The organism is Janthinobacterium rivuli (assembly GCF_029690045.1).
Lineage (GTDB): Bacteria > Pseudomonadota > Gammaproteobacteria > Burkholderiales > Burkholderiaceae_D > Janthinobacterium > Janthinobacterium rivuli.
Genome location: NZ_CP121464.1, coordinates 2,836,822 through 2,863,426, shown reverse-complemented (window position 1 = coordinate 2,863,426; position 26,605 = coordinate 2,836,822). Strand labels below are relative to the sequence as shown.

Sequence of the window (26,605 nt, the reverse complement as noted above, 5' to 3'; positions counted from 1 at the left end):
AGACACCATGTCATCCCCAACATTAAAAGTCGGCATCGTCGGCCTGGGCCGGCTGGGCCAGCGCCATGCCATCAACCTGGCGCAGCGTGTGCCGAATGCCGAAGTCGTGGCCGCCTGCAGCCCCATGCCGGCCGAACTGGACTGGGCCGCCAGCACGCTCGGCATCACCACCGGCTATGCGGACTACGACGCCCTGCTGGCCCATCCGGGCCTGGACGCCGTCTTCCTCGTCACGCCCACCTCGCTGCATGCGGACCAGATCATCGCCGCCCTGCGCGCCGGCAAGCACGTGTTTTGCGAAAAACCGCTGTCGCTGGACCTGGCCGACTGCCTGAAGGTGGAAGCGGAAGCGGCGCGCCATCCGCAGTTGACCATCATGATCGGCTTCGTGCGGCGTTTTGACGCCAGCTACCATGACGCGCAGCAAAAGATCGCCCAAGGCATGATCGGCAAGCCTTACCTTGTCCGTTCGCAAACCTGCGACCAGAACGACCCCAGCGGTGCCTTCATGCGCTTCGCCCCCACCAGCGGCGGCATCTTCCTCGATTGCAGCGTGCATGACATCGACCTGGCGCGCTGGCTGCTGGGCAACCCCGTGCCCAAGCGCGTGTATGCGAGCGGCACCAACGCCATCCACACGGGCTTGCAGGCGTTCGGCGATGTCGACAACGGGCTGGCAACGGTCGAGTTCAGCGATGGCAGCATGGCCAGCTTCATGGCCTCGCGCACCATGGCGCATGGCCATGAAACCCTGACGGAAGTGTTCGGCACGGGCGGCCGTCTGGCCGTGGGCAGCAACCCGCGCCTGAACCGGGTGGAAATTTCAGATGCACATGGCGTGCGCAATGAGTGCACGCCGGACTTCTATGCCCGCTTCGCCGACGCCTTCTTGATCGAGGCGCAGGAGTTTACGGATGCGGCACTGGGCCGGCGCACCTTGTCGCTGACCTTGCACGATGCAACGGAAGCGACGCGCATCGGCCTGGCCATGACGCAAGCGATGCGCGAAGCGCGGCCTATCGAGTTTTAAGCGCCGGCGCCGGCGTGCCTATACGCCGGCGCCATTTTCCGGCAGCAGGCGCCAGCCTGTCTGCAGTTTTATCATGCCACCTGCCCCCCTTGCCCCGTGGTTGACCAGGTGATGGACGTGCGCGATGTCTCGGGCATGATCTACCGCGTCGGCAGGAAAGGCGTGTCGCGCGCGACCCGCGATGACTGGGTCGACATGGCGCTGGCGGCGTTCGGCTGCATTCCGGAAGTCGGCAGCCTGTTCAAGACCATCATCAAGCCTTTGCGCAAGTACCGCAAAGAGGTTGGCGCGGCCGCCGCTGGCGGCAATGTCATGATCGAAGCGATGCTGGGCAAGAGCAAGGGCGCCGCGATCAAATTCCTGAAAACCTTCCAGTGGGCGCAAAACACCCAGCTGGCAATCAGCACGGCCATGAGCGCACTGGACAATTGCGTGCAATTGCTCGGCTACCTGTCGACCAGCCATTGGCGGCTGCCGTCGGACTTGCAGCATCTGGCGCGCGACATGAAGCCGCAAGTCGAAGCGGTGCGCGGTCCGCTCAAAGCCGGTATTGCGCAAGGCGCCAAGGCGTTGCAGGACTTGATCGAGGACATGCTGGGTGAAGACGCGTTATGGGCGGCAAGAAAAATCGCCGCCGCAGCCGGCACCGGCGCCAATACGGCAGCCAGGCACAATCACAAGCCAGGCAACACGCATCCGCACAGCGCCAACGCCCAGTTCAAATCGCGCACGACAAGCTCAGATAAAAAGCCCAAGGGCGTGGATGCCAAAGCAAAAACCAAAGAACGGGACTCGCCGGGCAAGGGCAAGGAACACAAACCCGTGGCCGACTCGCACCGCCAGAGCAGCGACGGCGGTACCGCGCCAGTGAAGAATACGTCGCGGCCGATTCGCGAATTGCTGTCCGAAATCAAATTTGGGCCGCGGTGACTGGTCGGTGAGCACATGGCGGACTATTATCATATGGAACATATTCTCAAGAAGACCAACGCCTGGCCGCACGGTAACGTCAAGGGCAAGTGGAGCGCCGCCTTCCCGCGCATTGTCGGCCCTGACAGCAAACACAAGCGCCCCTCGGAACTGGTGCCGGAAGACCTGGCCAAGGTGACCTTGTCCGGCGTCGATACCATCTGGCAGACCGATGCCACGACCTACCAGTTTATCGAGGCGAAGTTCAGCGAGAGCATTTATAGCCTGCATGCGCGACTGAAAAGAAATACAGGAAACGGCACAATCCCGAAGGCGCCGGCGTCACTGAACGACAGGCAATTGATGCTGTGGACGTTGCTGGGAGAGCCGAAAAAAGGGACGCAGATGAGTAAAGAATGGATTACCAACAGCGTCAAGGACAAAACCATGCAAAATCCGGCCAATTTGAAAAATCGATGGGTTTATCTTATGCTGGGTACCCCTGCTGCCTCAAACCCGTTCGTGACAAAACCCACCCGCAAAGTAGAGACTGGCAGAAAACTTGCGCTCACCTCGCAGCCCAAAAAAAACAGGGCCGAAAAAGATGAAAAACCCAAGACTTCCCCTTCCCCGAGAGCAAAGGCAGAAAAAAGAAAAGGCACCTGAGAATGAGCCATCCCCCATTTCACGAAAAAAGAAGGCAACAATTTCTCTATGAAGAGCTGTATATAAAAACGAGGGAAAATCAACTGGCTTTAATCGAAGGACAACAGGAAAACAAGGACATTGCTGAAACAGCACAAGATGCAGCGCTGGCTTACCATTTTTTATATCTGGAAACATTCTGGCTATGGATGCTCGACTACACCGCCGGAGTGGAGATCGACGAACTGGCGCCGCGTATTTCCGGCATTGTCGATCTATTTGAAAAATGGAATGAAGTTGATCAGGTTTACCGGCAGCAAGCTGTGCTTGAATACCCGGAATATGGCCCCTATGAATATGAGGGCGCACCTCAGTTTTCCATTCTCTCCGATTATGAAAACACCTTGCAATTACTCAGCATTGCAATATTGCTGCGTGACCGACGATCAGTCATGCGGCTGGTTGATATGCTGCGTAGCCATCGCGGCCTTGACGGACTGTACGAGCAATTGATTGGCGGGTATGTAGACAACGAAATGGCGCTCGACACGTGTATCTTGGGCAAGCCCTACGATACCCTGCTACAAGTGTTTTACGAGGAAGACGAGCAAGAGACACTGCACTTGCTGAAACAGTACCTGAAACAATGGTATCCCGCGATGAAAGATCATCCGCGCTGGCACGACGAGCATTTGAAGATCAGCGACGAAGGCTACGCTGGGTATTATGGCTATTGGGCATTTGAAGCAGGTGCGGCGGTATTTTTACTTGATCTCAACGACAGCGGGATAGACCATATGGTCTATCCGAAAGACTTGGTGGATTACGCTCGTAAACTACGTACGGAAAATCGCCATACCAGTCTTGATGCTGCCCTTGTAGCCGATGGGGGGCGCATCGAAGGTGGTCAGCCATGTCCGAAAGCGGGCTTCTGGGAAACACCGGCCAGCTTGCATGGCCGTCGCTAATTCGAGCATGGCGAAGTGATGCCAGCGTTCGAAGATGCCGCGTATGGTCAGACAATCTGGCAGTGGAGTGCCAAGCAATAAAGCGTTGCAAGCCCGTGCCTGACAATCAGGCACGGGCTTCATTGATCACGCTGATTCAGCGCTGCTTAGCCTGGTCACAGCCATATTTACAACGCCGCGGGACTGCTATACTGCTTCTTCGATTCCCTTCTTCCTGCCGCCATGCCCGCTTTCCTGTCCGATATTGCAGAACGCTATGTGCATCTGGTGCTGGCCATCGGCCAGCATGACGCCTCCTACGTGGACGCGTATTACGGCCCGCCCGAATGGCAAGCGGCGGCGGCGACTGCGCCCTTGCCGCTCACACGGATCAGCCAAGACATCGCAGCAGCGCTTGCGCTGCTGGTGCAGCGACCTTTGGCCACTGACCAGGAAACGCAGCTGCGCGCGCGCAGCCTGCGCAGGCAATTGCTGGCAATGCAAACGAAGGTGGCGATGCTCGGCGGCGAGAAACTTGGCTTTGACGAAGAAAGTACGCAGCTCTACGACGCCGTTTCTCCCCATCACACCCGCGCCTGGTATGAAGCCATCGTTGCGCAAGTGGCCGACCTGTTGCCCGGCAAACAAGCGGTGAGCGAACGTGTGCAGCAATTTCGCAGCCAGTTCATCATTCCGCCAGAGCGATTGCAGGACGTCATGCAGGCCGCCATCAGGGCTGGCAGGGAACGCACCTTGCAGTACATCACCCTGCCCGACGGCGAAGATTTTGTGCTGGAATTCGTCACCGGCAAACCATGGAGCGGCTACAACTGGTACAAGGGCAACTACCAGAGCGTGATCCAGATCAATACCGACTTGCCCGTGTACATCGATCGCGCCGTCGACCTCGGCTGCCACGAAGCGTATCCGGGCCACCATGTCTACAACGTGCTGCTGGAATGCGATCTGGTGCGCGGCAAGGGCTGGATGGAATACTGCATCTATCCGCTGTACTCGCCGCAATCCCTGATCGCCGAAGGCACGGCCAATTACGGCATCGAACTGAGCTTTACGGATGAAGAACGGCTCGCTTTCGAACAGCAGGTGCTGTACCCGCTGGCCGGCCTCGATCCGGCATTGGCGCCCCGCTATGCGCAACTCAATGCGCTGCTGGCCAAACTGAGTTACGCCGACAACGACATCGCGCGCCAGTACCTCGAAGGCAGCATCACGCGCGAGGAAGCGCTGGAATGGCTGGTCAACGTGCGCCTGTATCCGGCCGAGAAATCGGCGCAGCGCCTGCAGTTCTACGATGCGATGGGCGCGTACGTCATCAATTACAACCTGGGCCAGGATATGGCGAAAGCCTATGTCGAGCGCCAGGGCGCGACGCGCGCGGAACACTGGGCCGCGTTCCGCGATTTGATGTCTTCGCCGCGCGTGCCCAGCGGCTTGCTCGCCTAGGGCTGCCTGGCTGGCAGCCAGTACAGCGGCAAGGCCACCGCCAGGCATGCCAGCCCCGCCAGCAGCATGGCCAGCTGGAAGCCGGCGGCGAGTGCGGCAACCTGTCCCGACCGCTCCAGCATGGCGGCGGCACGCAAGCTCATCACGCTGCCCAGCACCGCCACGCCCAGGGTCATGCCTGCCTGGCGCAAGGCATTCATGATGGCCGACGCCATGGCGCCACGCTCGCTGCCCACGCTGGCCATGGCCAGCAAGCCTGTGGCTGGCACGGCCAGTCCCATGGCCACGCCCAGCAAGCCGAACAGGGTACCGACGATGGCATACGGCGTCTGTGGCGCCAAGGTCGCCGTCGCCAGCAGCACCAGTCCCGCCAGCATGTAGCCACCCAACATCAGGCGGCGCAAAGGCACGTGGCGGCTGAGACGGCCAAAGCCCAGGGAAACGATGCCCATGGCGGCAAACTGCGGCAACATGCGCCAGCCGCTGGCTCCCGCCGCCCAGCCCTGGATTTGCTGCAAGTACAGCGAGAAAAAGAACAGGCTGCTGTAGCAGGCAAAGCCCAGCACCAGCGAGGCCAGGTTGACCAGCGCGAAGCTTCGCTCGCGAAACATTCGTAGCGGCAACAAGGGGCGCGGCGCGCGCGCCTCGACGGCAAGGAAGGCGATAAAGGCCAGCAGCGCGAACACCAGTGGCGGCCAGGCCGGCGTACCGCCTGAACCCAGCGCGATCAAGCCATACGTGAGTGCGCCCAGCCAGGCGATGCTCAACACCTGCCCGGTCCGGTCCAGCGCCGCCTGCTCGCGGTAATGACGCTCCGTGATGCCCCAGGCGCCCAGCAGCATGGCCAGCAAACCCAGCGGCAGATTGATCAGGAAGATGCTTTGCCATCCCGTGGCCTCCAGCAGCATGCCGCCCAACAACGGTCCCAGAATCAGCGCCAGCGCACTGAAGGCCGACCAGCCGCCGATCACATGCGCCCGTTCGCGCGGATCCGGAAAAGCATGGCTGAGTATCGGCATCGCGCCTGGAATCAACAAGGCCCCCGCCACGCCCTGCACGGCGCGCCCGGCCAGCAGCAGCGGCAGGCTGGCCGCCAGCGCGCACAGTAGCGAACCGGCGGTAAACAATGCCACGCCCAGCAGCCAGATGCGCTTGTGGCCATGCCGGTCGCCCAGCGGGCCGGCCGACAGCATGCAGGCCGACAGGCAGAGCGCGTACGCATTGACCACCCACTGCAAACCCGCCATGTCCGTCGCCAGCGCCGTCTGCAAGGTCGGCAGGGCCACGTTGACGATGCTGATGTCGAGCGACGCAAGAAAAGTGCCCAGGTAGGCGGCGGCCACCAAGGCCGTGCGGCGATAACGTTGCATGAAGATGCTCCAATTCATGAGTTCCCCTTCATCATACATATCGACTGACCGTCAGTCAATTGAATGAAAGCAGCGTGCGCCATATGCTTGGGCTGCGCCGGCGCTTCATTTATACTGGGCGCATGACTACTCTTCGCCCCGCCATGCCCGATGCCGCCCCAGCGTCCGCCCGCCCGCGCACCAAACCGGCCGAGATTCGCCTTGATGAATTGATGGCCGCCGCCGAGCAGCTGTTCCTGGACAAGGGCGTGGAAGCGACCACGGTCAGCGATATCACCACTCTGGCGGGCGTGGCGAAAGGCACGTTCTATCATTATTTTCCGTCCAAGCAGGAAATGCTGGCGGCGCTGGCCGCACGCTACACCAGCCGCTTCCTGGCCAGCCTGGAAGCGGCCGTTGACCTGTGCATGCCGCACGACTGGGAGGGCCGGCTGCGCGCATGGGTACAGGCCAATGTCGCTACCTATCTGCGTACCTGGCGGCTGCACGACATCGTCTACACGAGCCACCGGCGCAGCCTCGGCATCGAGCCGGCGGACAACCCCGACAAGAACGCCATCCTGGCCCAGCTGGACGCCATCCTCGCTGGCGGCGCGGCAGCGGGCGCATGGCCGTTGCCGCAGCCGCGCCTGGCGGCCCTGATGATTTACTCGGCCGTGCACGGCGTGACGGACGACGCCATCGCCGCGCAACTGCAGGACAGCAGCGCCTTTGCCGCCGATGTCGCGGACGCCTGCCTGCGCATGCTGGGCCGCTGACGGCGGGCCGCATGAATTGACGCCAGCCTGCGCGGCATCAAGCTGCGGTGCATGGCATCAGCGATACTGTGTCTTTTAGCGAGGATGCAATGCTCCGGATTTTCCACCGCTCCCCTGCCCTGCTGCTGGCATTGGGCTGCCAGTGGGCATTCCTGCCGCCGGCACTGGCGCGCGATGCCGCCACGCTGCCCGCCTTGAGCGCGCGCCAGCAGGCGCTGATGGCCACCGTCGTGGGCAACGCCGCCCATCCGCGCATCCTGCAGGTGCGCCTCGATGAATTGCATCCGACCCAGCCGGCCATCGGCTACGACCAGGTCTATTACAAGCTGGGACGCTATGCGGCCGAAGAAAAACACCTCGCCGACATCGCCAAGCCCAAGAAATTCGCTGACCTGTGCGAAGCCAATGGCCAGCACGACGTCCTGCCGGGCACGGCCAATGTGCCAGGTGCCACCCTGGCCGCGCCACCGGCCGGCTACCGCTGCGAGGCGGCCGTGGGCAGCCGACCGGGCGCCATGAAAAGCGTCGTCATCGGCCCGCGCGGCATCGTCTACCTGACCGATGGCCACCACACGTTTTCCACCTTCTGGGATGCCGATGGCGGGCGCAATCATCAATTGAAGGTGTGGGTCAAGGTCAGCGACAATTTCAGCGCGCTGGGCGAAGCGGCCTTCTGGACCCGCATGCGCGCGGAAAACAAGGTGTGGCTGAAAGATGGGCGCAACCAGGCCATCACGCCGCAGCAACTACCATCGGCCATCGGCCTCGCAGCGCTGGGCGACGACCCGTACCGCTCGCTCGTCTACTTCACGCGCGGGATCGGCTACAAGCCGCCCGGCCAGGCCACGGAATTTCTCGAATTTTACTGGGCCGACTGGCTGCGCCGCAAACCGGCGCCGGACCTTGCGCGGGTCGACCTGCGCGACCCCGCCGCGTATGCGAATGCGATCCTGCTGGCGGCGCAGGCGATGGTGGCGCTGCAAGCGGACGATATCGTCAGCGACGGCAAGCGCGCGGCGGACCTGGGCGCGCTGCGGGAAGTCAACCGGGAAGAATTCGATGAACTGATCGACGACAAGGGCAAGCTGCGCCAGTCCATCATGTACAAGAAATCGCTGGCACGATAAGCGCCTGCGCAAACAACAACGGCCCGCTTGTCACCAGGACAAGCGGGCCGTTTTTATGGAGACAACGCCTAGGCGATGCGTTCGCCGTTGGCCGGATCAAACATGGCCGCTTTCGACAGGTTAAACGACAGCTGCATGGTCTGCCCTGGCAGCACGGCTTCGCGCGGATGCGTGCGGCAAGTGACGGCGGCGCCGTTCAAACGCGTCGTCAGCAGGGTATCGGGGCCGGTCGGCTCGACCAGGTCGATCAAACAACCGAGTTCCTGGCCCACGTCGCCGTGCGCGCTGCTCATGTCCGTGATCTGCTCCGGACGCACGCCCAGGATTACGTCGCGGCCCGCATAGCTGCGCAGCTTGTCGGCCGCGAACGGCAAGGCAAGACGCAGGCTCTTGCCCGCGTTCTCGATGGCGACAAACACCTCGTTGCCTTCGATGACAGGCTTGACGGTAACAAAATTCATCGACGGCGAGCCGATGAAACCGGCCACGAACAGGTTGGCCGGATTGTCGTAGATTTCCTGCGGCGTGCCCAGTTGCTGCACCACCCCATCCTTCATGACGGCGATCAGGTCGCCCATCGTCATCGCCTCGATCTGGTCATGCGTGACGTAGACGATGGTGGCTTTCAGGCGCTGGTGCAGCAGCTTGATCTCGGCGCGCATTTCCACGCGCAGCTTGGCGTCCAGGTTCGACAGCGGTTCGTCGAACAGGAACAGCGACGGCTTGCGCGAAATGGCGCGGCCCATGGCCACGCGCTGGCGCTGGCCGCCCGACAGCTGCGCCGGACGACGGTCCAGCAAGTGCGTGATCTGCAGGGTTTCGGCGACGCGGGCGACGATTTCCTGCTGCTCCGCCTTCGGCACTTTTTTCACGTTCAAACCGAACGCGATGTTTTCGCGCACCGTCATCGACGGGTACAGCGCGTAGGACTGGAACACCATGGCGATGTCGCGGTCTTTCGGCGGCAAGTCGTTGACGACCTTGCCGTCGATGAGGATTTCGCCGGACGTGACGCTTTCCAGGCCGGCCACCATGTTGAGCAAGGTCGACTTGCCGGAGCCGGAGCCGCCGACGAGGATCAGGAACTGGCCATCCTTGATTTCGATGTCGATGCCTTTCAAGACTTCGACGCCATTCGTGTACACCTTGCGGATGCTGCGTATCGATAAACTGGACATATTCTTTCCTTAACCTTTGACTGCGCCTGCGGTCAGACCGCGCACAAAATAGCGACCTGCGACCAGATAGACCAGCAGGGTCGGCAGCGCGGCAATCACCGCGGCCGCCATGTTGACGTTGTATTCCTTCACGCCCGTGGACGTGTTGACCAGGTTGTTCAAGCCCACCGTGATCGGCTGCGAATCGCCGCTGGCGAAGACGATGCCGAACAGGAAGTCGTTCCAGATCTGCGTGAATTGCCAGATGATGCAGACGACGAAAATCGGACCCGAAATCGGCAGCACGATCTTGCGGAAGATCAGGAAGAAGCCGGCGCCGTCGATCCGTGCCGCCTTGATCAGTTCTTCCGGCACACCGATATAGTAGTTACGGAAGAACAGGGTCGTGAACGCCGTGCCATACACCACGTGCACGAAGACGAGGCCCGTGGTGGTATTGGCCAGGCCGAATTCGCCCAGCAGGCGCGCCATCGGCAGGATCACCACCTGGAAGGGAATGAAGCAGCCCACCAGCAAGGCGGCAAACAGGATTTCCGAACCGCGGAAGCGCCAGTGCGCGAACACATAGCCGTTGAAGGCGCCCAGGAAGGTCGAGATCAGCACGGCGGGAATCACCATCTTGATCGAGTTCCAGAAGAACGGCTGCATGCCGTCGCAGGTGACGCCCGTGCAAGCCGAAGACCAGGCCTTGGCCCAGGAATCGAACTGCCACACGTGCGGCAAGGCCAGCAGGTTGCCGCTGCGGATCTCGTCGAGCGACTTGAACGACGTCGACAGGGTCACGTACAGGGGCACGATGTAGTACACCGCGAACAGAATCAGCAGCAGGTATAGCACCACCCGTCCCAGGGTGAGTTTGTTGTTACGTGTAGGTGTGTGTGTCATCTCATCGCCTTTGCGCTGCGCGTTTCCAGGTACATCAGCGGCACGAGCACGGCCACGATGGTGGCCAGCATCATCATTGCCGACGCCGAGCCCAGGCCCAGCTGGCCGCGGGTGAAGGAAAACTGGTACATGAAGATGGCCGGCACGGACGACGAATTGCCAGGGCCGCCAGCCGTCAGTGCGATGACCAGGTCGAAGCTCTTGATGGCGATATGCGCGAGGATCAGCAGCACGCTGAAGAACACGGGACGCATGGCGGGAATCACGATGCGCCAGTAGATCGTCGGCAGGGACGCGCCATCGACTTGCGCCGCCTTGATGATTTCGTCATCGATGCCGCGCAGGCCGGCCAGGAACAGGGCCATGACAAAGCCCGACGACTGCCATACGCCGGCGATCACCACCGTGTAGATGGCCATGTCGGAGTTCACCAGCCAGTCGAAGGTAAACGAGGTCCAGCCCCAGTCGTGCATGACCTTTTCCAGGCCCAGGCTGGGATTGAGCATCCATTTCCAGGCCGTGCCGGTGACGATGAAGGACAGCGCCATCGGATACAGGTAGATGGCGCGCAGCGCGCCTTCGGCGCGGATTTTCTGGTCCAGCAGGATCGCCAGGAACAGGCCGATGGCGATGCTGCAACCGATGAACAGGACACCGAAGATGCCGAGGTTCTTGAGCGAGGTCCACCAGCGCTCGTTGTCGAACAGCTCATAGTATTGCACCAGGCCGGCGAACTCGTAGTTCGGCATCAGCCGCGATTCGGTCAGCGACAGCCAACCGGTCAAAAAGATAAAACCATAGACGAATACCAGGCTGGCGATGAGCGTGGGGCCCAACACCATCTGCGGTATCCATCGGTCGAATTGCTTGCGTATGGACATAGGAGAGCCGTAGAGAGAACTGCGTGTGGCGCCGGCCTGGTCGAAGCCAGGGCGGACGCCTGCGATGCATGCAATGCAGCGGGCGCCGGCGAGCGTGCCGGCGCCGTCGTGATTACTTCACTTTTGCCGCTTTGGCCAGGGCTGCAACCGCGTCTTTCGAGCTCATGTTGGTGTTCATGAACTTGGCGATGACGTCGGTCACGGCGCCTTGCGTGGCCGATGGCAGCGCCATGCCGTGGGCGAACGATGGCACCAGGCCGCCGGTCTTGTTGGTGGCGTCCATGTCTTCCATCGATTTCAGGGCGCAAGCGTCAAACTTGTCCTTCGATACGCCGGAACGCACAGGGATGGAACCCTTGTTCAGGTTGAAGATCGACTGGAACTTCGGATTCATGATGGCGTTGGCCAGGGCGATCTGCCCTTTCTTCGCATTCGCATCCTTTTGCGTGAACATGGCAAACGAATCGATGTTGAAGGTGTAGGCCTTGTCCGTGCCAGGCGCTGCCACGCACAGGTAGTCCTTGCCCGGCACCTTGCCTGCGGCCGTGAACTCGCCCTTGGCCCAGTCGCCCATGAACTGGAAGCCGGCCTTGTTGTTGATGACCATGGCGGTCGCCAGATTCCAGTCGCGGCCTGCCGCATCCTTGTCGATGTAGGTCTTCACCTTGCCCAGGGTGTCGAACACCTTGAGCATGGTCGGGCCGGTCAATTCCTTCTGGTCCAGCTTGAGGATGGCTTTCTTGTAGAACTCCGTGCCGCCCACGCCCAGCGCGACGGATTCAAACACGGTGGCGTCCTGCCAAGGCTGGCCGCCGTGGGCGATCGCGATGCCGCCCGACTTCTTGATCTTCTCGGCCGCGTCGAAGAACGCATCCCAGGTGGTCGGGGTGGTGGCCACGCCGGCTTTTTTCAGCACTTCCGGATTGACCCACATCCAGTTGACGCGGTGGACGTTGACGGGAGCGGCAACATAGTGGCCCTTGTATTTCATGATGTCGGCGACGACTTTCGGCAGCACGGCATCCCATTTGCCTGGAATGGCGGCATCATCGATATTGGCCAGCACGCCTTCAGCGCCCCACTCCTGGATCGATGGACCCTTGATCTGGGCGGCCGTCGGCGGGTTGCCGGAAATGACGCGGGTTTTCAGCGCGGTCGCGGCGTTTTCGCCAGCGCCACCGGCCACGGCGAAGTCTTTCCAGCCGAAGCCGCTTTCTTTCACGATTTGCTGCAACTGGCCCACGGACTTCGCTTCACCGCCGGAGGTCCAGTAGTGCAACACTTCCACGTCGGTCGCAAACGCGCTGCCGGCAAATGCCAGGGTGGTCAATGCGGCCAGTTGGGTAATCTTGAATTTCAGTTTCATCTCCACATTCCTTTTTTGATCAAGCTTTTAGGGGGCTTCGGCATACGGGGGCCGAAAAAGGTGAAATCTGCGCCTGTACCGGCGCTCTTGTGCTCAGACCCGCTTATAAACGGGCATCATCTTGGTGTAAAGACGGCGCCGTGATCCATGACATGACTACACTGCATTTATATCACGGGACGGCGCCAAAAACGCATCCGCGAAGGATGCGCCAGGTTGATCTGCACTTACAAACATCAACACTGAACCAAACCGTCGCGAGCGGCAGTGATTTGTGGCCGAGAAGCGCAGCCGTGCTGGAGCACGGTGAGCATCGCAGGCCGCAAAGCGCGCCGCGCAGCAGGTTTGGTTCTGTGTTTAGAACCAGGTTTCGACTTGGAAGCCGTACGAAGTACCGCTGGTATTGTTGTTGTAGATCGGGCCGCCGTTGTTCGACGCGTTGACCGAGGCGGTGGCCGCATCGTTCCATTTGCCGTAGGTAACAAAAGCGCGCAGTTCAGGACGCGACCACAGGCCAGGACCGGCGGAGATCGTCGGTGCGATGGTCAGCTTGGTCAAACGCTTGGCTGGCTGGCCGCCCGATTGCGTCACGCGATCCGTGCCCAGTTCGCCCACCAGCTTGAAGTTGTTGGTGAATGCATACACGGGACGCACGCCGACCGAGGTCCAGGTCGACGAACCCTTGGCGTTCGATTCGTCTTTTTGCCACAAGGCGACGAATTCCATGCCGAAGTTGGCCATCGGCTGGATCGCCATGTCATTGAAGATGCGCGTGCGTTTCACGTCCGAACCGAAAGTGGTGTCGCCCGAAGCGCCGAACTGCGCGCCCGTGCCGGTGCCAGGGCCGACGCCGTACTGCACGCCGAAGGTATTGCCGCCGCCGAACACTTTCGCCTGGCGGTGGAATGCCGACAACTGCCAGCCGTTATGCTTCTTGCCGTAGAAGTCGTTGTCCTTGCCTTCGCCGATGATGTAGGTCGCGGCCAGATCCAGGGTGCCGTTTTCATTGACGGGAATTTCACCGTAGATGAAGTTCTGGCGCACGGCCGAGGTGGTGCCGAGGATGGCGCCGTTATCGTCGCGCTTGTTGACATCGTTGTCCTTGAAGAAGGCGTACGAGAATTTACCCGGGCCAGCAGGAATGCGGTCCAGGCCGGCGCCCGTGCCGTTCATGTTGATGTACTGCAAGTCCAGCATGTGGATGTCAGGACGGTAGTAGAAGCGTTTACCGATCCAGGCCGTGCCGCCGTTCAGGAAATCGAGTCCCTGCGCTTCGACATAGGCCTTGACGATGCCCAGCTTGTTGCTGCCGAAATCCGAGTTTGGCGCGTAGGCGTTGACCCAGACGGTGGCCAGATAGTTCACGCCGCCGGACTGGGCAACGGACTTGGTGTAGCCGAATTCCGTGTAGGCGTCGCACTCATTGCCCAGACGGTATTTCATGGTATTGCCACCCAGGCCGAAGCAGCCTTGCGAACCGCCGTCGCCCGAGGTATTGCTGCCGGCGCCAGCGCGCAGGTAGCCGTGGAAGCCTTCGGCGTCGGATGGGTACATTGGATCGGCGGCAGCGGAACCGCTGGCGATGGCTAAGACGATGGCAGCTGGCAGTGTCTTCAACACGGCCTTCAACATGTTGCGATGCAGCATGGTAAGTCTCCTCAGTAGTTATTTTTTATCTAGTCATTCGTGGCCGAATGTACTGGCCAGAATTCTTTCCAGCAGAGACATAGTAACTATACTACGAACAAATATCAACATATTATGTTGTAATCCTACGACTACTCTGCGACACTTTATTTGCGTACCGACAGGCGAGTTGACTGCCCTGTTTTTCCCGCTGGCGCCATCCGTTTCCAGCACTGCGGGCAAGCATTTGCGCAGGCGTCCCGCATTTTTCGGCACGCGGCACGTATACGAATTAAAATCCTTGGTTTTTGCCATAACGACAGTGCGCCGCCAAGACAGCGCACGCATACGAGACTAGGCACCGCCATGAAAATTGATGAAAAAATGGAAGTAGCAGGCAGCGATCCGGCGGAGCGCTTCAGTGAAGGGCCGCGCCTGCTGGCCGACATCGGCGGCACCAACGCCCGCTTCGTGCTCGAAACGCGCCAGGGCCACCTGGAAGCGGTGGCCGTGCTGCCCTGCGACGACTACGCATCGCTGCTCGACGCCATCACCGCCTATATGGACAGCAGCGAGGCGCGCGCCGCCGGTTCGGCGCGCGTGCGCCATGCGGCCATCGCCATCGCCAATCCCATCGACGACGACAATATCCGCATGATGAACCATCACTGGTTCTTCTCGATCGAAGCCATGCGCGCCACGCTGGGCCTCGACACCCTGCTGGTGGTAAACGACTTCACGGCGCTGGCCATGGCCCTGCCCTACCTGCGGCCCGACCAGCGCCTGCAGATCGGCGGCGGCATGGCGCGCGCCGACAGCGTCATCGGCCTGCTCGGCTCGGGCACGGGCCTGGGCGTGTCGGGCATGATCCCCGCCGAAGACCGCTGGATCGCGCTGGGCAGCGAAGGGGGCCACGTCAGTTTCGCCCCGTGCGACCAGCGCGAGATGGACGTGCTGTCCTTCGCCTGGCGCGAACTGTCGCACGTCTCGGCCGAGCGCCTCGCCTCCGGACGCGGGCTGGAACTGATCTACCGCGCCCTGTCCGAGCGCGCCGGTATGCCCGATGCGCCGCCGCTGCTGGCGGCCGACATCACCAGCCGCGCGCTGAACAATGAATGCGACGTATGCCTCGAAGCAGTCGACTGCTTCTGCGCCATCCTCGGCTCCATCGCTGGCAACGTGGCCATGACCCTGGGCGCGCTGGGCGGCATCTATATAGGCGGGGGCATCGTGCCGCGCCTGGGCCCCCTGTTCGAACAGTCGCAGTTCCGCGCCCGCTTCGAGCAAAAGGGCCGCCTGAACGAATACCTGGCGCAGATCCCCACCTTCCTGATCACGGCCGAACTGCCCACTTTCCTCGGCATCGCCGCCATCCTCGCGCAAAAGCTCAAACGCGCCCATACCGGCGCGCCCATGCTCGAATCCGTGCGCCAGGCGCGCGGCCGCATGAGCCCATCGGAATGCAAGGTGGCCGACTGGGTCTTGAAAGAGCCGAACGCCATGCTGACCCTGCCGATCGCCGAAATCGCCCAGCGGGTTGGCGTCAGCCAGCCGACCGTCATGCGCTTTTGCCGCTCGGTCGGCGTGCAGGGCCTGGCCGACTTCAAACTCAAGCTGGCGTCGGGACTGACGGGCGGCGCCATCACCGTGGCGCACTGCCATGTGGAAATCTCGGATTCCGACGCGGAACTGGCGCGCAAGGTGCTGGGCAATAACGCCTCGGCCGCGCTGGCCATGCGCGACATGCTCGACGTGAAAGCGCTGACGGCCGCCATCGAGCTGCTGCGCGGCGCACAGCGCGTGGAACTGCTGGCCGTGGGCAGCGCCCGCGTGGTGGCCGACGACATGCAGCACAAGCTGCTCAACCTGGGCATCGTCAGCAGCTTCTTTGCCGACCCGCAAGCGCAGGAAATGAGCGCCGCCATGCTCAAGCCGGGCGATGTCGCGTTGGTCATTTCCCGCTCGGGCGCCCTGCCCGACCTGCTGCGCACCGTCAAGGTGGCGCAAGGCTGCGGCGCGCGCGTGCTGGCCATCACGGCCAGCGGTTCGCCGCTGGCCAAGCTGGCCGACGTGCTGCTGACCCTGAACCACCCGGAAGGCAACCTCAATTTCGTGCCCATGATCGTGCGTCTGCTGCAGCTGATGATGCTCGATATCCTGTCGGTGGGACTGGCGCGGCGCGACACGGCGCAGCGCACCAGCGCCGCCGAACTGGAAGAGGGTCAATTGCACGGCATGCGCATCAGCGGCAAGCTGAAATTCGGTGGCCACCTCGAATAAGGCGGCGCACGCCGCCCCCGATACGTCCAGCGGCGCCACCGTGCATGATGTGGCGCGCGTGGCCGGCGTCTCGGCCATGACGGTATCGCGCGTGATCAACGGACGCACCAGCGTCAGCGCGGCCACGCGCGACAAGGTCGAGGCGGCGATCGCCAGCCTGCGCTACCAGCCCAACCTGGCGGCCAGGGCGGCCCGCACGGGCACCCTGCGCATCGGTCTGTTGTACAGCAACCCGAGCGCCGCCTTTCTCAGCGAATTCCTGGTCGGCGCCATGGATCAATGCCGCCAGGGCGGCGGCCAGTTGCTGCTCGAACGCTGCGAAGACATCGACAGCCAGCGCGCCGGCATCGATTGCCTGGTGGCGGCCGGCGTGGACGGCATCCTCGTGCCGCCGCCCCTGTGCGATTCGCCGCAGGTGCTGGCGCAGCTGAACCAGATGGGCATCCCCGCCATCGCCGTGGCCACGGCGCGTCCCTCGCCCGGCGTCTCGGCCGTGCGCATCGACGACTACGAAGGGGCGCTGGCCATGACGCGCCATTTGATCGCACTGGGCCACCGCGACATCGGCTTCATCGAAGGCGACCCGGCGCACACGCCCGCCCTGCTGCGCCGCCAGGCCTTCGAAGACGCCATGCGGGAAGCGGGTTTGCAGGTGCCGCCGCACAGGGTGGCGCAAGGCTACTTTACGTATCGCTCGGGACTCGACGCGGCACGCCAGCTGCTGGCGCAAGCACCGCACCCGAGCGCCATCTTCGCCAGCAACGACGACATGGCCGCCGCCACCCTGGCCGTGGCGCACGGCATGGGCTTGCAGGTGCCAGCGGAATTGAGCGTGTGCGGCTTCGACGACACCCCCGTCGCCACCACCGTCTGGCCCGAACTGACCACCATCCACCAGCCCATCGCCGACATGGCGCGCGCCGCCGTCAATCTCGTCATCGACGAAATCCGCCAGCGCCGTACAGGAGAAACGTCGCCCGCCACGCATCATCTGATGGCGTTCACCCTGATGGAACGGGCGTCGACGGGACGCGCACGCTAGCCGCGCGCGTGCATGACGCTCAAGCCTGCATGTCGGGCAGTTCGATTTCCGCCTTGCGCGCCGCGATCTGGCTGGCCATGGCTTGCAGGTCGAGTTCCGCGTCGCGCGCACACGGGAAAATCTCGCCCTCTTCTTCCAGCACGTGGTGATCGATTTGCTCGGACAAGACCTTGACCTTGGCGTCGTACAAGTCTTCGCCAGGCGCCATGGCGACGATTTGCGCGATCAGCTCCTTCGCCGATGCGTGTTCGACGACGGCTTCGTCGATCAAGTCTTCATTCGAGCGGCTGGCGTCGCGCACGGCGGGATAGAAAATTTCTTCTTCCACCATCGCATGCTTACTCAGTTCCTGACAGATTTTCAAGGCCAGCTTGCGCTTGCTGGCCAGCGAACGGTCGCTGAGGCCCTCATACTGTTCGAACAGTTCTTTCACGGTTTGATGGTCTTGCGTCAGCAGCTCGATCGCGTCCATGTCCGGCATGCCGGCCTGTGTTTGGGAAACGGAAGCTGCCTGAGGTGATTGGGTGGCCATGATGTTGTCTCCAGTTGTACACATGAAGTCCCCATTCTAGACAGCACCCTGTGATAGCCATGTAGGAGCATGGCTTACGACAAGGTAGGCCGAACGTAAAGGTGCCTACCTTGTTGATGCAGATCAGGCCTGGCCTGACCTAACTGCTGACCTAACTGACGACCGTGCGCGCCTCCAGCGATTCCACCAGTTCCACCGAAGGTGGCGCGCCGCCGGCCGCCAGGCAGGCGCCCGCGCCCGCCGCGACGGCAAAGCGCAAGTGCTGGCCGCCATCGGCGTCGGGCCGGTACATCAGGCTGTACAGCAGGCCGCCGATGCTGGCGTCGCCCGCCCCCACCGAGTCGACCACCTCGATGACGGGCGGCGCCGCCTGCCATGTCCGTTCGCCCTGGTACAGGGCCGCGCCCTGCGCGCCGCGCGTATATAAATACATGGCGTGCGGATTCCAGCTGCGCAGCATGGCAAACGCGCCATCGATGTCGTCGTGGCGGAACAGGCCCGCCAGGTCTTCATCGGACACCTTGATCACGTCGGCCAACTGCGTCATGCGGCGCAGGGTAGTGTCGTAGCGTTCATCCATCATGATGCGGAAGTTGGGGTCGTAGCTGATTTTCACGCCAGCCGCCTTCAGTTCCTGCGCCAGCGCCACCAGCTTGCCCGCCAGCGGTTCGCGCGCCAGGCTGATGCCGCCGAAATGCACCCATTGCGCGCCCTGCATCCAGCCGGCCGGCAAGCGCGCCGCGTCGAAATGCAGGTCGGCGCTGTCGTCGCCGATGAAGTAATATGTGGGTGGATGCAGTTCATGCACGATGGCCAGCAGCGGCGACTTCGCATGGCGCTGCAAAAAGCGCATGTCCAGGCCCGCCACGTCCGTCGCTTGCGCCAGCGCGTCGCCAAAGACGTCGAGGCTGACGGCGCCCGCAAAGGCGCTGGGCACGCCCAGGCGTGCCATCACGCGCGCCACATTCCAGGTCGAGCCGCCCACCTGGCTGCTCCAGGAATCCGCACCCGTGCGCAACATGTCCGTCAGCGCCTCGCCGGCCGACACAAAAGTTGGAAAAGAGGTGCTCATGCCGCACCGCCAATCGCGTTCAGCACTTCATGGCAGGCGCCCATGGTGTGGTAATCGGTCTTGCCGGCCGGGCTTTTCTCCTTGCTGATCTTGCCATTCTCGGGCGTCAGAATGCGGTACCAGGCGCCGTGTTCATGGTCGACGAAGTGCTGCCAGCTGTAGTCCCAGATCTTGTCATAGCTGTGCCAGTAGGCCTCGTCCCCGGTGCGCGCGGCCAGCACGGCGGCCGCGGCGAAGCTTTCCGCCTGCACCCAGAAGTATTTGTCGCCATCGCAGATTTCATCGTGCGGGCCGAAACCATAGTGGATGCCGCCATGCGTGCCATCCCAGGCCTTTGCCAGGGCCGTGTCATACAATTGGCGCGCGCGCGGCAGCAGCCAGTCGGACGGGCCGGCCATGAACTTGGCATGGCGCTCCATGATCAGCAGCAGCTTGGCCCATTCCGTGAAGTGGCCGGGCTGGTAGCCCCACGGGCGGAAGATATTACTCTTGTCGTGCAGGTTGTAATCCCAGTCGATGGCCCAGTCGGGCGTGTAGTGCTCCCAGATCATGCCGTTCGCCAGGCCCGCCTGGCGCACCGTGATGTTGTGCGCCAGCGTTTCGGCGCGGTGCAGATAGCGCGCTTCGCCCGTCGCTTCGAACGCGGCCAGCATCGCTTCGCACGCATGCATGTTGGCGTTCTGGCCACGGTAACCATCCAGAACAGACCAGTCGGCGCTGGCCACGTCCGCATACAGGCCGTGTTCGGGCAGCCAGAAACGCTGCTCCATCAATTCGAACGTTTCGTCCAGGTAGGCGCGCGCTTCCGTCATCCCCGCCTGCAAGGCGTGGGCATAGGCCAGCAGCACGAAGGCGAGGCCGTAGCAGTGGTTGGCGCCGTCTTCCACCTGCTTGACGCCGTCTTTCCACGACAGTTGCCAGGCGTAGCCGCCCGTGGCCGGGTCGCGGTGCGCGTCGCGCAAGAAGGCCACGCCGTGGCGCACGGCCGCCAGGTAATCGTCGCCGCCGAAACGGCGGTACGCCATGGCGTAATTGAAGATGAAGCGTGTGCTGCTGACCAGGTGGCGCGTGCTGGCGTCGTACACCGTGCCATCGTCGAGGAAAAAGTGATAAAAGCCGCCGCTGGGGTCAATGGCGCGCGGGTGATAAAAGTGCATCGTGTGCAGGATATGCGCTTCGAGCATCGCCTTGGAGCGGAAATCGGGATTCATCGGTCTCTCATGATATTGTTATCGATAACAATGATGATAGCATGCCGTTTCCGCGCCGTCATGCCCGCTCAAGGCGTCTTGGCCAGCCTGAGCTTTTCGCGCCACAGTGCGGCCTGCGCGGGGTCGGCAGCCTGTCCCAGCTCGCCCTTGTCGTACACCTTGACCAGCCGTTCGATGGCCTCCACGTCGCCCTGCTTTGCCGCCAGCAGATACAACGCGAACGGTTCAGGAGCCGGCCCTTGCCGGGTCGGCCCGCCGCGGCCCTGCTCCAGCAGCCGCGCAAAACCCGTCTGGCCCGGCGGACTTTTGGCGATGGCCGCCATTTCATACCAGCCCAGGGCCGCCTCGTCGCTCCGCGGCACGCCCTGCCCCACTTCATACGAATACGCGACATTGTTCAAGCCCGACGGATCGAGCGCCTTGGCCGACTTCATGTACCAGCCGAACGCCTCCTTGCGCTGCGCCTCGTCCTTGGCCGTCATCATCAGCCGATAGCCGATTTCATTGTAGGCGGGAATGAAGCCTTTCTCGGCATAGAACTTCAGCCAGTGCAGCGCATGCGCCTGCTCTTCCGGGCTGCTGTGGATGTTTTCAAAGTGCTGGGCCACGGTGAAATTGGCCAGTTCCACGCCTTGCGCGGCGCCCTTGCGCGACCAGAATTCGCCCAGCTTGCGGTCAATGGCCATGCCCTGGCCCAGGGTATAGGCCACACCCAGGAAAGCCTGCGCCGGGCCGTAGCCGCCTTCGGCCGATTTCCGCAGCCACGCCAGGCCGGCGTCAAGGTCACGCGGCGTGCCTTCGCCCTGGTGCAGCATCTGCGCCAGCTCCAGCTGCGCGGCGCTATCTTCCGCTTGCGCCGCCAGCCGCGCCTTGTCGAAGGCGACGACCTTGTCCGGCGACAGGTCGGCCGGGCGGTTGATCACGGCCTGCACCTTTGCGCGCATGGCGTCCTGGCCGGACATATCGAATTCCACCAGCGCCGGATGCTGGCGCGGTGCTTTGGCGGACGCCTGTTGCGCCAGGACGGGCTGCGCCAACGCAAGGCTCAAGATGAACAACATGGTCTTCATTTGTTTTCCTTTTCAGCCAATTTGCCGCGCCATTCGGCGGCGTCTTCGGCATTCGCCTGCTGTCCCAGTTCGCCGTTGACGTACACATCGACCATGCGCCGCATGGCGGGCACGTCGCCGCTCCATCCCGCCCGTTCGTACCAGAGCAGGGCCAGCTTGTCGGACTGTTTCACGCCCAGGCCCAGTTCATGTGCGCGGGCCAGGTTGCGCATGCCGGCCGGCTCCTTTTCACGCGCTGATCGGTCAAACCAGTGGAAAGCCTCGCCGCGGTCCTGCTCATCGGTGGCGGCGCGCATCAGGTGCTCGCCCAGCGCATTGTAGGCGGGCACAAAGTGCTGCTCGTTCGCCGCCGCCTTCAGCCAGGTGATGGCCAGCGCCTGCTCTTCGGCACTGCTGTCGCCATCGATGAATTCCAGCGCCAGGATGGTTTGCGCCTGTGCGTCACCCTGCGCCGCGCCCTTGCGAAGCCAATATTCACCTTGCACGCGATCGATCGGCACCTTGCCGCCCACGGCATAGGCCAGGCCCAAAGCCGCTTGCGCCGGCGCATAGCCGCCCTCGGCCGACTTGCGTATCCAGGCCATCGACTGCGCCGTGTCTTGCGGCGCACCCACGCCCAGCTGCAGCATGCGCGCCAGTTCCAGCTGCGCCTCGACGTCGCCCGTTTCCGCCAGCCGCCGGGTCTCGGCAAATTCAGCGATGCTTTCCGGGCTATGGGTAGTCACATCGGCCCGTGCCTTGATGGCGAGCAGCTGCAGATCGAGCAAGGTGGGCGAAGTTTGCGCCAGGACGGGCAGCGGCAGCAGAAAAGGCAGCAGACAGAGTAATTTCTTGGGCATGCGGCGGTATCGGGAAGAAGAAAACACGCATGGTAGCCGATGCCCGGCCGGACAGGCGCGCACTGCAGGCGAAGTTTGACAGGGCATCCCGGCGGGCTTACATTGCACGAGCTTATCACTTATACAGGAACGCCATGAACCGCCTCGCCACCACCGCCTTGACCCTGCTGCTCGCCGCGGCCTCCGTGGGCGCCAGCGCCGCAGACACCCAGCTGGCCGGCTGCGCCGCCAAGCGCGAAAACATCCGCAGCGAATTGCGCCTGGCGCAGGAACAGGGCTTGGCCGACAAGGTCGCGGGCCTCACGCGCGCGCTCGACGAAGTCAACGCCCACTGCCGCGACAACACCCTGGTCGAACGCCACAACAAGAAAATCGTCAAGGCGCAGGCGAAGGTCAACCAGACGGAGCGTTCGCTGCGCCTGGCCCAGGAAGCGAATAAACAGCCGAAGAAGATCGCCAAGCTGGAAGGCAAGCTGGAAAAAGCCAGGGCCGATTTGGCGGCCCTGCAGGCGCAACAACCTTAAGTTTTATCACCCAATAGCTGATAAATGCTGGAAAAATCCAGCGCGCCTGATCCCGCCTTGCTGTGCAAACTATACAAATTGCGCGACAAGGCGCCCAGCGGCACACTCGCTCCGCTGGCCAGCGCGCTTTCCACGGCCAGCCCCAGGTCTTTCAGCATCAAATCGACGCCGAAGCCGCCCGTGTAGCCGCGCGATGCGGGCACGTTTTCGGCCACGCCGGGACACGGGTTGTACACGTCCAGGGTCCAGTTGCGACCCGAGCTTTTCGCCATCACGTCCGACACCACCTTCGGGTCCAGGCCATTGGCCACGCCCAGGCGGATCGCTTCGCTGGTGCCGATCATCAGTATCCCCAGCAGCATGTTGTTGCAGATCTTGACCGTCTGGCCGCAGCCCGAGCCGCCCGCGTGGAAAACCGCCTTGCCCATGACGTCCAGATAAGGCCGCGCCGCCGCCAGCGCGGATTCTTCGCCGCCCACCATGAAGGTCAGGGTGCCGTTGGTGGCGCCCGCCGTGCCGCCCGAGACGGGCGCGTCCAGCATGGGCAAGCCCTTCTCCTGCGCCGCGCGGCCCACCTGGCGCGCCGCCTCGGTGGAAATCGTCGAACAGTCGATCAGCAGGGTGCCGGGCCGCGCCTGCGCCAGAATGCCCGCGTCTCCAAGGTACGCGCCGAGAACATGCCGGCTGGCCGGCAGCATGGTGAAGACGATGTCGGCTTGGCCAATCGCAGCCGCCTGGTCATCGGACACCAGGCCGCCGCCGTCGGCGAATTGCCGCACGCTGGCGGGCACCAGGTCAAAACCCGTCACCGCATAGCCGGCCCGCACGAGGTTTTGCGCCATGGGCAAGCCCATGTTCCCCAGGCCGATGAAAACGATATTGGTCGCCATGGCAGCCCCTTATTTCATCGAGATGGTGGTATTGACGCCGCTGCCGCCATCGTCCGGGGCGAACCAGCGCGCCGTGACGGTCTTGGTCTGCGTCCAGAAGTACAAGGCTTGCTTGCCGTTCGGGCCCAGATCGCCCAGTTTCGACGCGCGCGACCCCGTAAAACTGAAATAGGCGACGGGCACGGGAATGGCCACGTTGATGCCCACCTGCCCCACGTCGATCTCGTTCTGGAACTTGCGCCCCGCCCAGCCGGACGATGTGAAGATCGAGGTGCCATTACCGTTCGGGTTGGCGTTGATGAAGGCGATGGCCTGGTCCAGCGTGTCCGTCTCGACCACGCACATGGCGGGGCCAAAGATTTCCTGCGTGTAGACGGAGTTCGATGCCGCCACCTTCGAAAAGATCGTCGGGCCCATGAAGTTGCCGCCCTCATAGCCGGCCACCTTGTGACCGCGGCCATCGAGCAGCAGCTGCGCGCCTTCGTCCACGCCCGCCTGTATCAATTTTTCCGCCCGCTGCATGGCCGCTTTCGACACCATCGGCCCCAGGTCGGCATCGCGGTCGCTGCCCGGCCCCACTTTCAGCGCTTGCGAGCGGGCGACGATTTCCGGCAGCCAGGAGCGCGCCTCGCCCACCAGCACCACGACGGAATTGGCCATGCAGCGCTGGCCGGCCGCGCCGAACGCCGCGCCGATCAGGTTATTGATCGCCTGCTCCTTGTTGGCGTCGGCCAGCACGACGCAATGGTTTTTCGCGCCCATCATCGATTGCGCGCGCTTGCCCGATTCGCTGGCGCGGCGGTACACATGCGTGCCCACATGGGTGGAGCCGATGAAGGAAACGGCCTTGATGTCGGGATGGTCGCACAGCATGTTGACGACGTCGGCGCCGCCATGCACGACGTTCAGCACGCCGGCCGGCAAGCCCGCCTGGTACATCAGTTCGACCAGGTACATCGACGAGGACGGATCCTGCTCCGACGGTTTCAGCACAAACGTATTGCCGCAGGCGATGGCGATGGGGAACATGAAGCACGGCAGCATGACGGGGAAATTGAAGGCCGTGATGCCGGCGCCCACACCAAGCGGCTGGTAGATATTGTAGACATCGACGCCGGTGGCCGCGTTTTCCGCGATCTCGCCCAGCTGCAGGGTGGCAATCGAGCACGCGTGTTCCACCACTTCCAGGCCGCGCATCACCTCCCCTTCCGCGTCCGGCAAGGTCTTGCCGTGTTCGCGCGTGATCAGTTCGGCCAAAGTACCGATGTTTTCACGGATCAGGTGCTGGTACTTGAGCATGATGCGCATGCGCGCGGCCAGCGGGGTATTCCGCCAGGTTTTAAACGCTTCCTTGGCCGTGGCGACGGCCAGGTTGACTTCGTCCGGCGTGGAAAACGGCACCTTGGCGACGATTTCCTGTGTGGCCGGGTTGATGACGTCACGCCATTCCGTGCTGGTCGAAGCGTGGTGCTTGCCGGCGATGTGCAGGGGGATGGCGGGGATTTGGGTGAGGGCTTGGTTCATGTAAGGCTCCATTAATTCGATACGCGAAAGTCGCGTCACAGCGGCGGAAATCTGGGGTCAGACCCAGCGGGTCTGACCCCGGCACTCTGCTGATCCGCCGAAAATTATTTCTTGACCAGGTTGCACGCCGCCGCATCCATAGTCTTGAACGCCTGGTCGGCAGGGATGGTCGACAGCACTTTCAGGTAATCCCACGCGCCTTTCGATTCGGCCGGGGTTTTCACCTGCACCAGGTACATGTCGTGGATGACGCGGCCATCGGGGCGGATCGAGGCGTTGTTCATGACGGCATCCTTGATCGGCAGCTCGCGCATTTTCTGGGCGACGATCTTCGAATCGTCGCTTTTGGCCGCCGCCACCGATTTCAGGTAGTGGTAGACACTGGAATACACGCCCGCCTGCACCATGGTCGGCTTGGCGCCCTTGTTGAGCGCCTCGAAACGCTTGGCGAACGCGCGGCTGCGGTCGTCGTAATCCCAGTAAAAACCGTCCGCATAGACGAGGCCCTGTGCCGTTTCCAGCCCCAGCGCGTGCACGTCGGACAGGAACACGAGCAAGGCGGCCAGGCGCTGGTCCTTGCCGCTGCCGATACGGAATTCGCGCGCCTGCTTGATGGCGGAGACGGTGTCCGCCCCACCATTGGCCAGGCCGATCACCTGCGCTTTCGAGCCTTGCGCCTGCACCAGGAAGGACGAGAAATCGGACGCGTTGAGCGGATGGCGCACGGCGCCCAGCACCGTGCCGCCATTGCGCTTGACGACGTCGCTGGCGTCTTTTTCCAGCGAGTGGCCGAACGCGTAATCGACGGTGACGAAATACCACGACTTTTGTCCCAGTTTCGTCAATGCCGCCGCCGTGCCGGCCGCCTGCGAATACGTGTCGAACATCCAGTGGAAGCCGTTCGGCGAGCAGTCTTCATTGGTCAACCGACCCGTGGCCGGGCCGCTGAACATGGCGATGCCGCCCTTCTCTTTCATCAGCTTTTGCACGGACAGGGCCACCGAGGAATTGGTCAGATCGGCGATGGCGTCGACCTTGTCGCGGTCTATCCATTCGCGCGCCTTGGAGGCGGCGATGTCGGCCTTGTTCAAGTGGTCGGCCGAGACGATTTCGATCTTCATGCCCTTGCATTCGGCCTTCAGACAATCCTCGACGGCCATCTGGCTGGCGACGACGGAGCCGCGCCCGCCCATGGCCGAATAGGGGCCGGACATGTCGGTCAGGATGCCGACCTTGACGACGCCATCGGAAATCTGCGCCTGCGCGCCAAAGGACAGGGTAAGCGCCAGCGCGCCCATGGCCAGAACGGTTTTTTTCATGCGTGTCTCCTGAGGGGTGGGGGTTTTTCTTATATGTATATCTGCATTCTGCATGTGTAAAAATATGCACTCAAGTGAAATTAATGCATAATTCCTTTGCAAAAATGCACAGAGAG

General features: G+C 62.5%; 24 protein-coding genes. 10 read left to right on the top strand and 14 right to left on the bottom strand.

The genetic code is table 11. The features are described 5' to 3' along the window. The first annotated feature begins 7 nt into the window (after positions 1–7). From P9875_RS13185 to P9875_RS13165, 5 genes are all read left to right on the top strand, one after another. Positions 8–1,030 (top strand): Gfo/Idh/MocA family oxidoreductase, encoded by a 1,023-nt coding sequence (locus tag P9875_RS13185; RefSeq protein ID WP_278318639.1) that lies wholly within the window; start codon positions 8–10, stop codon positions 1,028–1,030. Positions 1,031–1,141: 111 nt separating this feature from the next. Continuing rightward, positions 1,142–1,960, top strand: a complete 819-nt coding sequence (locus P9875_RS13180; protein WP_278318638.1) for a hypothetical protein — start codon at positions 1,142–1,144, stop codon at positions 1,958–1,960. Positions 1,961–1,975: 15 nt separating this feature from the next. Beyond that, the gene (locus P9875_RS13175; protein WP_278318637.1) at positions 1,976–2,605 is read left to right on the top strand and encodes a hypothetical protein; all 630 of its coding nucleotides are present in this window, start codon (positions 1,976–1,978) and stop codon (positions 2,603–2,605) included. Between the two features lie 2 nt (positions 2,606–2,607). Then, positions 2,608–3,552: a PoNe immunity protein domain-containing protein gene (locus P9875_RS13170; RefSeq protein WP_099402342.1), complete on the top strand. Its 945-nt coding sequence runs from the start codon at positions 2,608–2,610 to the stop codon at positions 3,550–3,552. A gap of 222 nt (positions 3,553–3,774) precedes the next feature. Then, positions 3,775–4,995, top strand: coding sequence for a hypothetical protein (locus P9875_RS13165; RefSeq protein WP_278318636.1), 1,221 nt, complete (start codon positions 3,775–3,777; stop codon positions 4,993–4,995). Here P9875_RS13165 and P9875_RS13160 read toward each other — a convergent pair. Continuing rightward, positions 4,992–6,365 carry an MFS transporter gene (locus P9875_RS13160; protein ID WP_278318635.1) on the bottom strand — a complete coding sequence of 458 codons (1,374 nt, stop codon included), beginning with the start codon at positions 6,363–6,365 and terminating at the stop codon, positions 4,992–4,994. The genes P9875_RS13165 and P9875_RS13160 overlap by 4 nt on opposite strands. A 122-nt stretch (positions 6,366–6,487) precedes the next feature. On the opposite strand from P9875_RS13160, the gene P9875_RS13155 reads away from it, so the two are divergent. Together P9875_RS13155 and P9875_RS13150 are read left to right on the top strand one after the other, a co-directional pair. Further along, entirely contained in the window at positions 6,488–7,123 is a 636-nt protein-coding gene (locus tag P9875_RS13155; RefSeq protein WP_255206189.1) for a TetR/AcrR family transcriptional regulator, read from the top strand. Between the two features lie 89 nt (positions 7,124–7,212). Further along, positions 7,213–8,250 carry a ParB/Srx family N-terminal domain-containing protein gene (locus P9875_RS13150; protein ID WP_278318634.1) on the top strand — a complete coding sequence of 346 codons (1,038 nt, stop codon included), beginning with the start codon at positions 7,213–7,215 and terminating at the stop codon, positions 8,248–8,250. A gap of 68 nt (positions 8,251–8,318) precedes the next feature. Here the strand turns inward: P9875_RS13150 and P9875_RS13145 are convergent, their stop codons facing one another. From P9875_RS13145 to P9875_RS13125, 5 genes are all read right to left on the bottom strand, one after another. Further along, on the bottom strand, positions 8,319–9,428 hold the full coding sequence (locus P9875_RS13145; RefSeq protein ID WP_099402346.1) for an ABC transporter ATP-binding protein: 1,110 nt from the start codon (positions 9,426–9,428) through the stop codon (positions 8,319–8,321). Between the two features lie 9 nt (positions 9,429–9,437). Beyond that, on the bottom strand, positions 9,438–10,313 hold the full coding sequence (locus P9875_RS13140; protein ID WP_086147271.1) for a carbohydrate ABC transporter permease: 876 nt from the start codon (positions 10,311–10,313) through the stop codon (positions 9,438–9,440). Next, complete coding sequence (locus P9875_RS13135; RefSeq protein WP_034777935.1) at positions 10,310–11,194, bottom strand: carbohydrate ABC transporter permease; 885 nt, start codon at positions 11,192–11,194, stop codon at positions 10,310–10,312. Before P9875_RS13135 ends, P9875_RS13140 begins: the two co-directional genes overlap by 4 nt. Positions 11,195–11,306: 112 nt before the next feature. Beyond that, entirely contained in the window at positions 11,307–12,560 is a 1,254-nt protein-coding gene (locus P9875_RS13130; protein ID WP_035817882.1) for an ABC transporter substrate-binding protein, read from the bottom strand. Between the two features lie 357 nt (positions 12,561–12,917). Then, complete coding sequence (locus tag P9875_RS13125; RefSeq protein ID WP_176391018.1) at positions 12,918–14,207, bottom strand: maltoporin; 1,290 nt, start codon at positions 14,205–14,207, stop codon at positions 12,918–12,920. Positions 14,208–14,552: 345 nt separating this feature from the next. Here P9875_RS13125 and P9875_RS13120 point away from each other — a divergent pair, with 345 nt between their 5' ends. Together P9875_RS13120 and P9875_RS13115 are read left to right on the top strand one after the other, a co-directional pair. Further along, positions 14,553–16,466, top strand: coding sequence for a glucokinase (locus P9875_RS13120; RefSeq protein ID WP_035817879.1), 1,914 nt, complete (start codon positions 14,553–14,555; stop codon positions 16,464–16,466). Further along, positions 16,450–17,508, top strand: coding sequence for a LacI family DNA-binding transcriptional regulator (locus tag P9875_RS13115; RefSeq protein ID WP_278318633.1), 1,059 nt, complete (start codon positions 16,450–16,452; stop codon positions 17,506–17,508). Before P9875_RS13120 ends, P9875_RS13115 begins: the two co-directional genes overlap by 17 nt. A 19-nt stretch (positions 17,509–17,527) precedes the next feature. Here P9875_RS13115 and P9875_RS13110 read toward each other — a convergent pair whose 3' ends face one another. The 5 genes from P9875_RS13110 to P9875_RS13090 form a co-directional block, all read right to left on the bottom strand. Continuing rightward, positions 17,528–17,980 (bottom strand): hemerythrin domain-containing protein, encoded by a 453-nt coding sequence (locus P9875_RS13110; RefSeq protein ID WP_099402517.1) that lies wholly within the window; start codon positions 17,978–17,980, stop codon positions 17,528–17,530. Positions 17,981–18,191: 211 nt separating this feature from the next. Then, positions 18,192–19,112, bottom strand: a complete 921-nt coding sequence (locus P9875_RS13105; RefSeq protein ID WP_278318632.1) for a carbohydrate kinase family protein — start codon at positions 19,110–19,112, stop codon at positions 18,192–18,194. Next, positions 19,109–20,323 carry an AGE family epimerase/isomerase gene (locus P9875_RS13100; RefSeq protein WP_278318631.1) on the bottom strand — a complete coding sequence of 405 codons (1,215 nt, stop codon included), beginning with the start codon at positions 20,321–20,323 and terminating at the stop codon, positions 19,109–19,111. Before P9875_RS13100 ends, P9875_RS13105 begins: the two co-directional genes overlap by 4 nt. Before the next feature lie 68 nt (positions 20,324–20,391). After that, positions 20,392–21,393: a tetratricopeptide repeat protein gene (locus tag P9875_RS13095; RefSeq protein ID WP_099402351.1), complete on the bottom strand. Its 1,002-nt coding sequence runs from the start codon at positions 21,391–21,393 to the stop codon at positions 20,392–20,394. Next, positions 21,390–22,232 carry a tetratricopeptide repeat protein gene (locus P9875_RS13090; protein ID WP_278318630.1) on the bottom strand — a complete coding sequence of 281 codons (843 nt, stop codon included), beginning with the start codon at positions 22,230–22,232 and terminating at the stop codon, positions 21,390–21,392. Before P9875_RS13090 ends, P9875_RS13095 begins: the two co-directional genes overlap by 4 nt. A 134-nt stretch (positions 22,233–22,366) precedes the next feature. On the opposite strand from P9875_RS13090, the gene P9875_RS13085 reads away from it, so the two are divergent. After that, positions 22,367–22,756, top strand: a complete 390-nt coding sequence (locus P9875_RS13085) for a DUF1090 family protein (protein ID WP_158300156.1) — start codon at positions 22,367–22,369, stop codon at positions 22,754–22,756. Here P9875_RS13085 and mmsB read toward each other — a convergent pair. From mmsB to P9875_RS13070, 3 genes are all read right to left on the bottom strand, one after another. Further along, positions 22,753–23,646: a 3-hydroxyisobutyrate dehydrogenase gene (mmsB, locus tag P9875_RS13080; RefSeq protein ID WP_099402353.1), complete on the bottom strand. Its 894-nt coding sequence runs from the start codon at positions 23,644–23,646 to the stop codon at positions 22,753–22,755. The two genes, P9875_RS13085 and mmsB, sit on opposite strands and share 4 nt — an antisense overlap. A gap of 9 nt (positions 23,647–23,655) precedes the next feature. After that, entirely contained in the window at positions 23,656–25,170 is a 1,515-nt protein-coding gene (locus tag P9875_RS13075) for a CoA-acylating methylmalonate-semialdehyde dehydrogenase (protein WP_278318629.1), read from the bottom strand. Between the two features lie 104 nt (positions 25,171–25,274). Then, positions 25,275–26,489, bottom strand: coding sequence for an ABC transporter substrate-binding protein (locus tag P9875_RS13070; protein WP_099402355.1), 1,215 nt, complete (start codon positions 26,487–26,489; stop codon positions 25,275–25,277). Positions 26,490–26,605 lie beyond the last annotated feature (116 nt).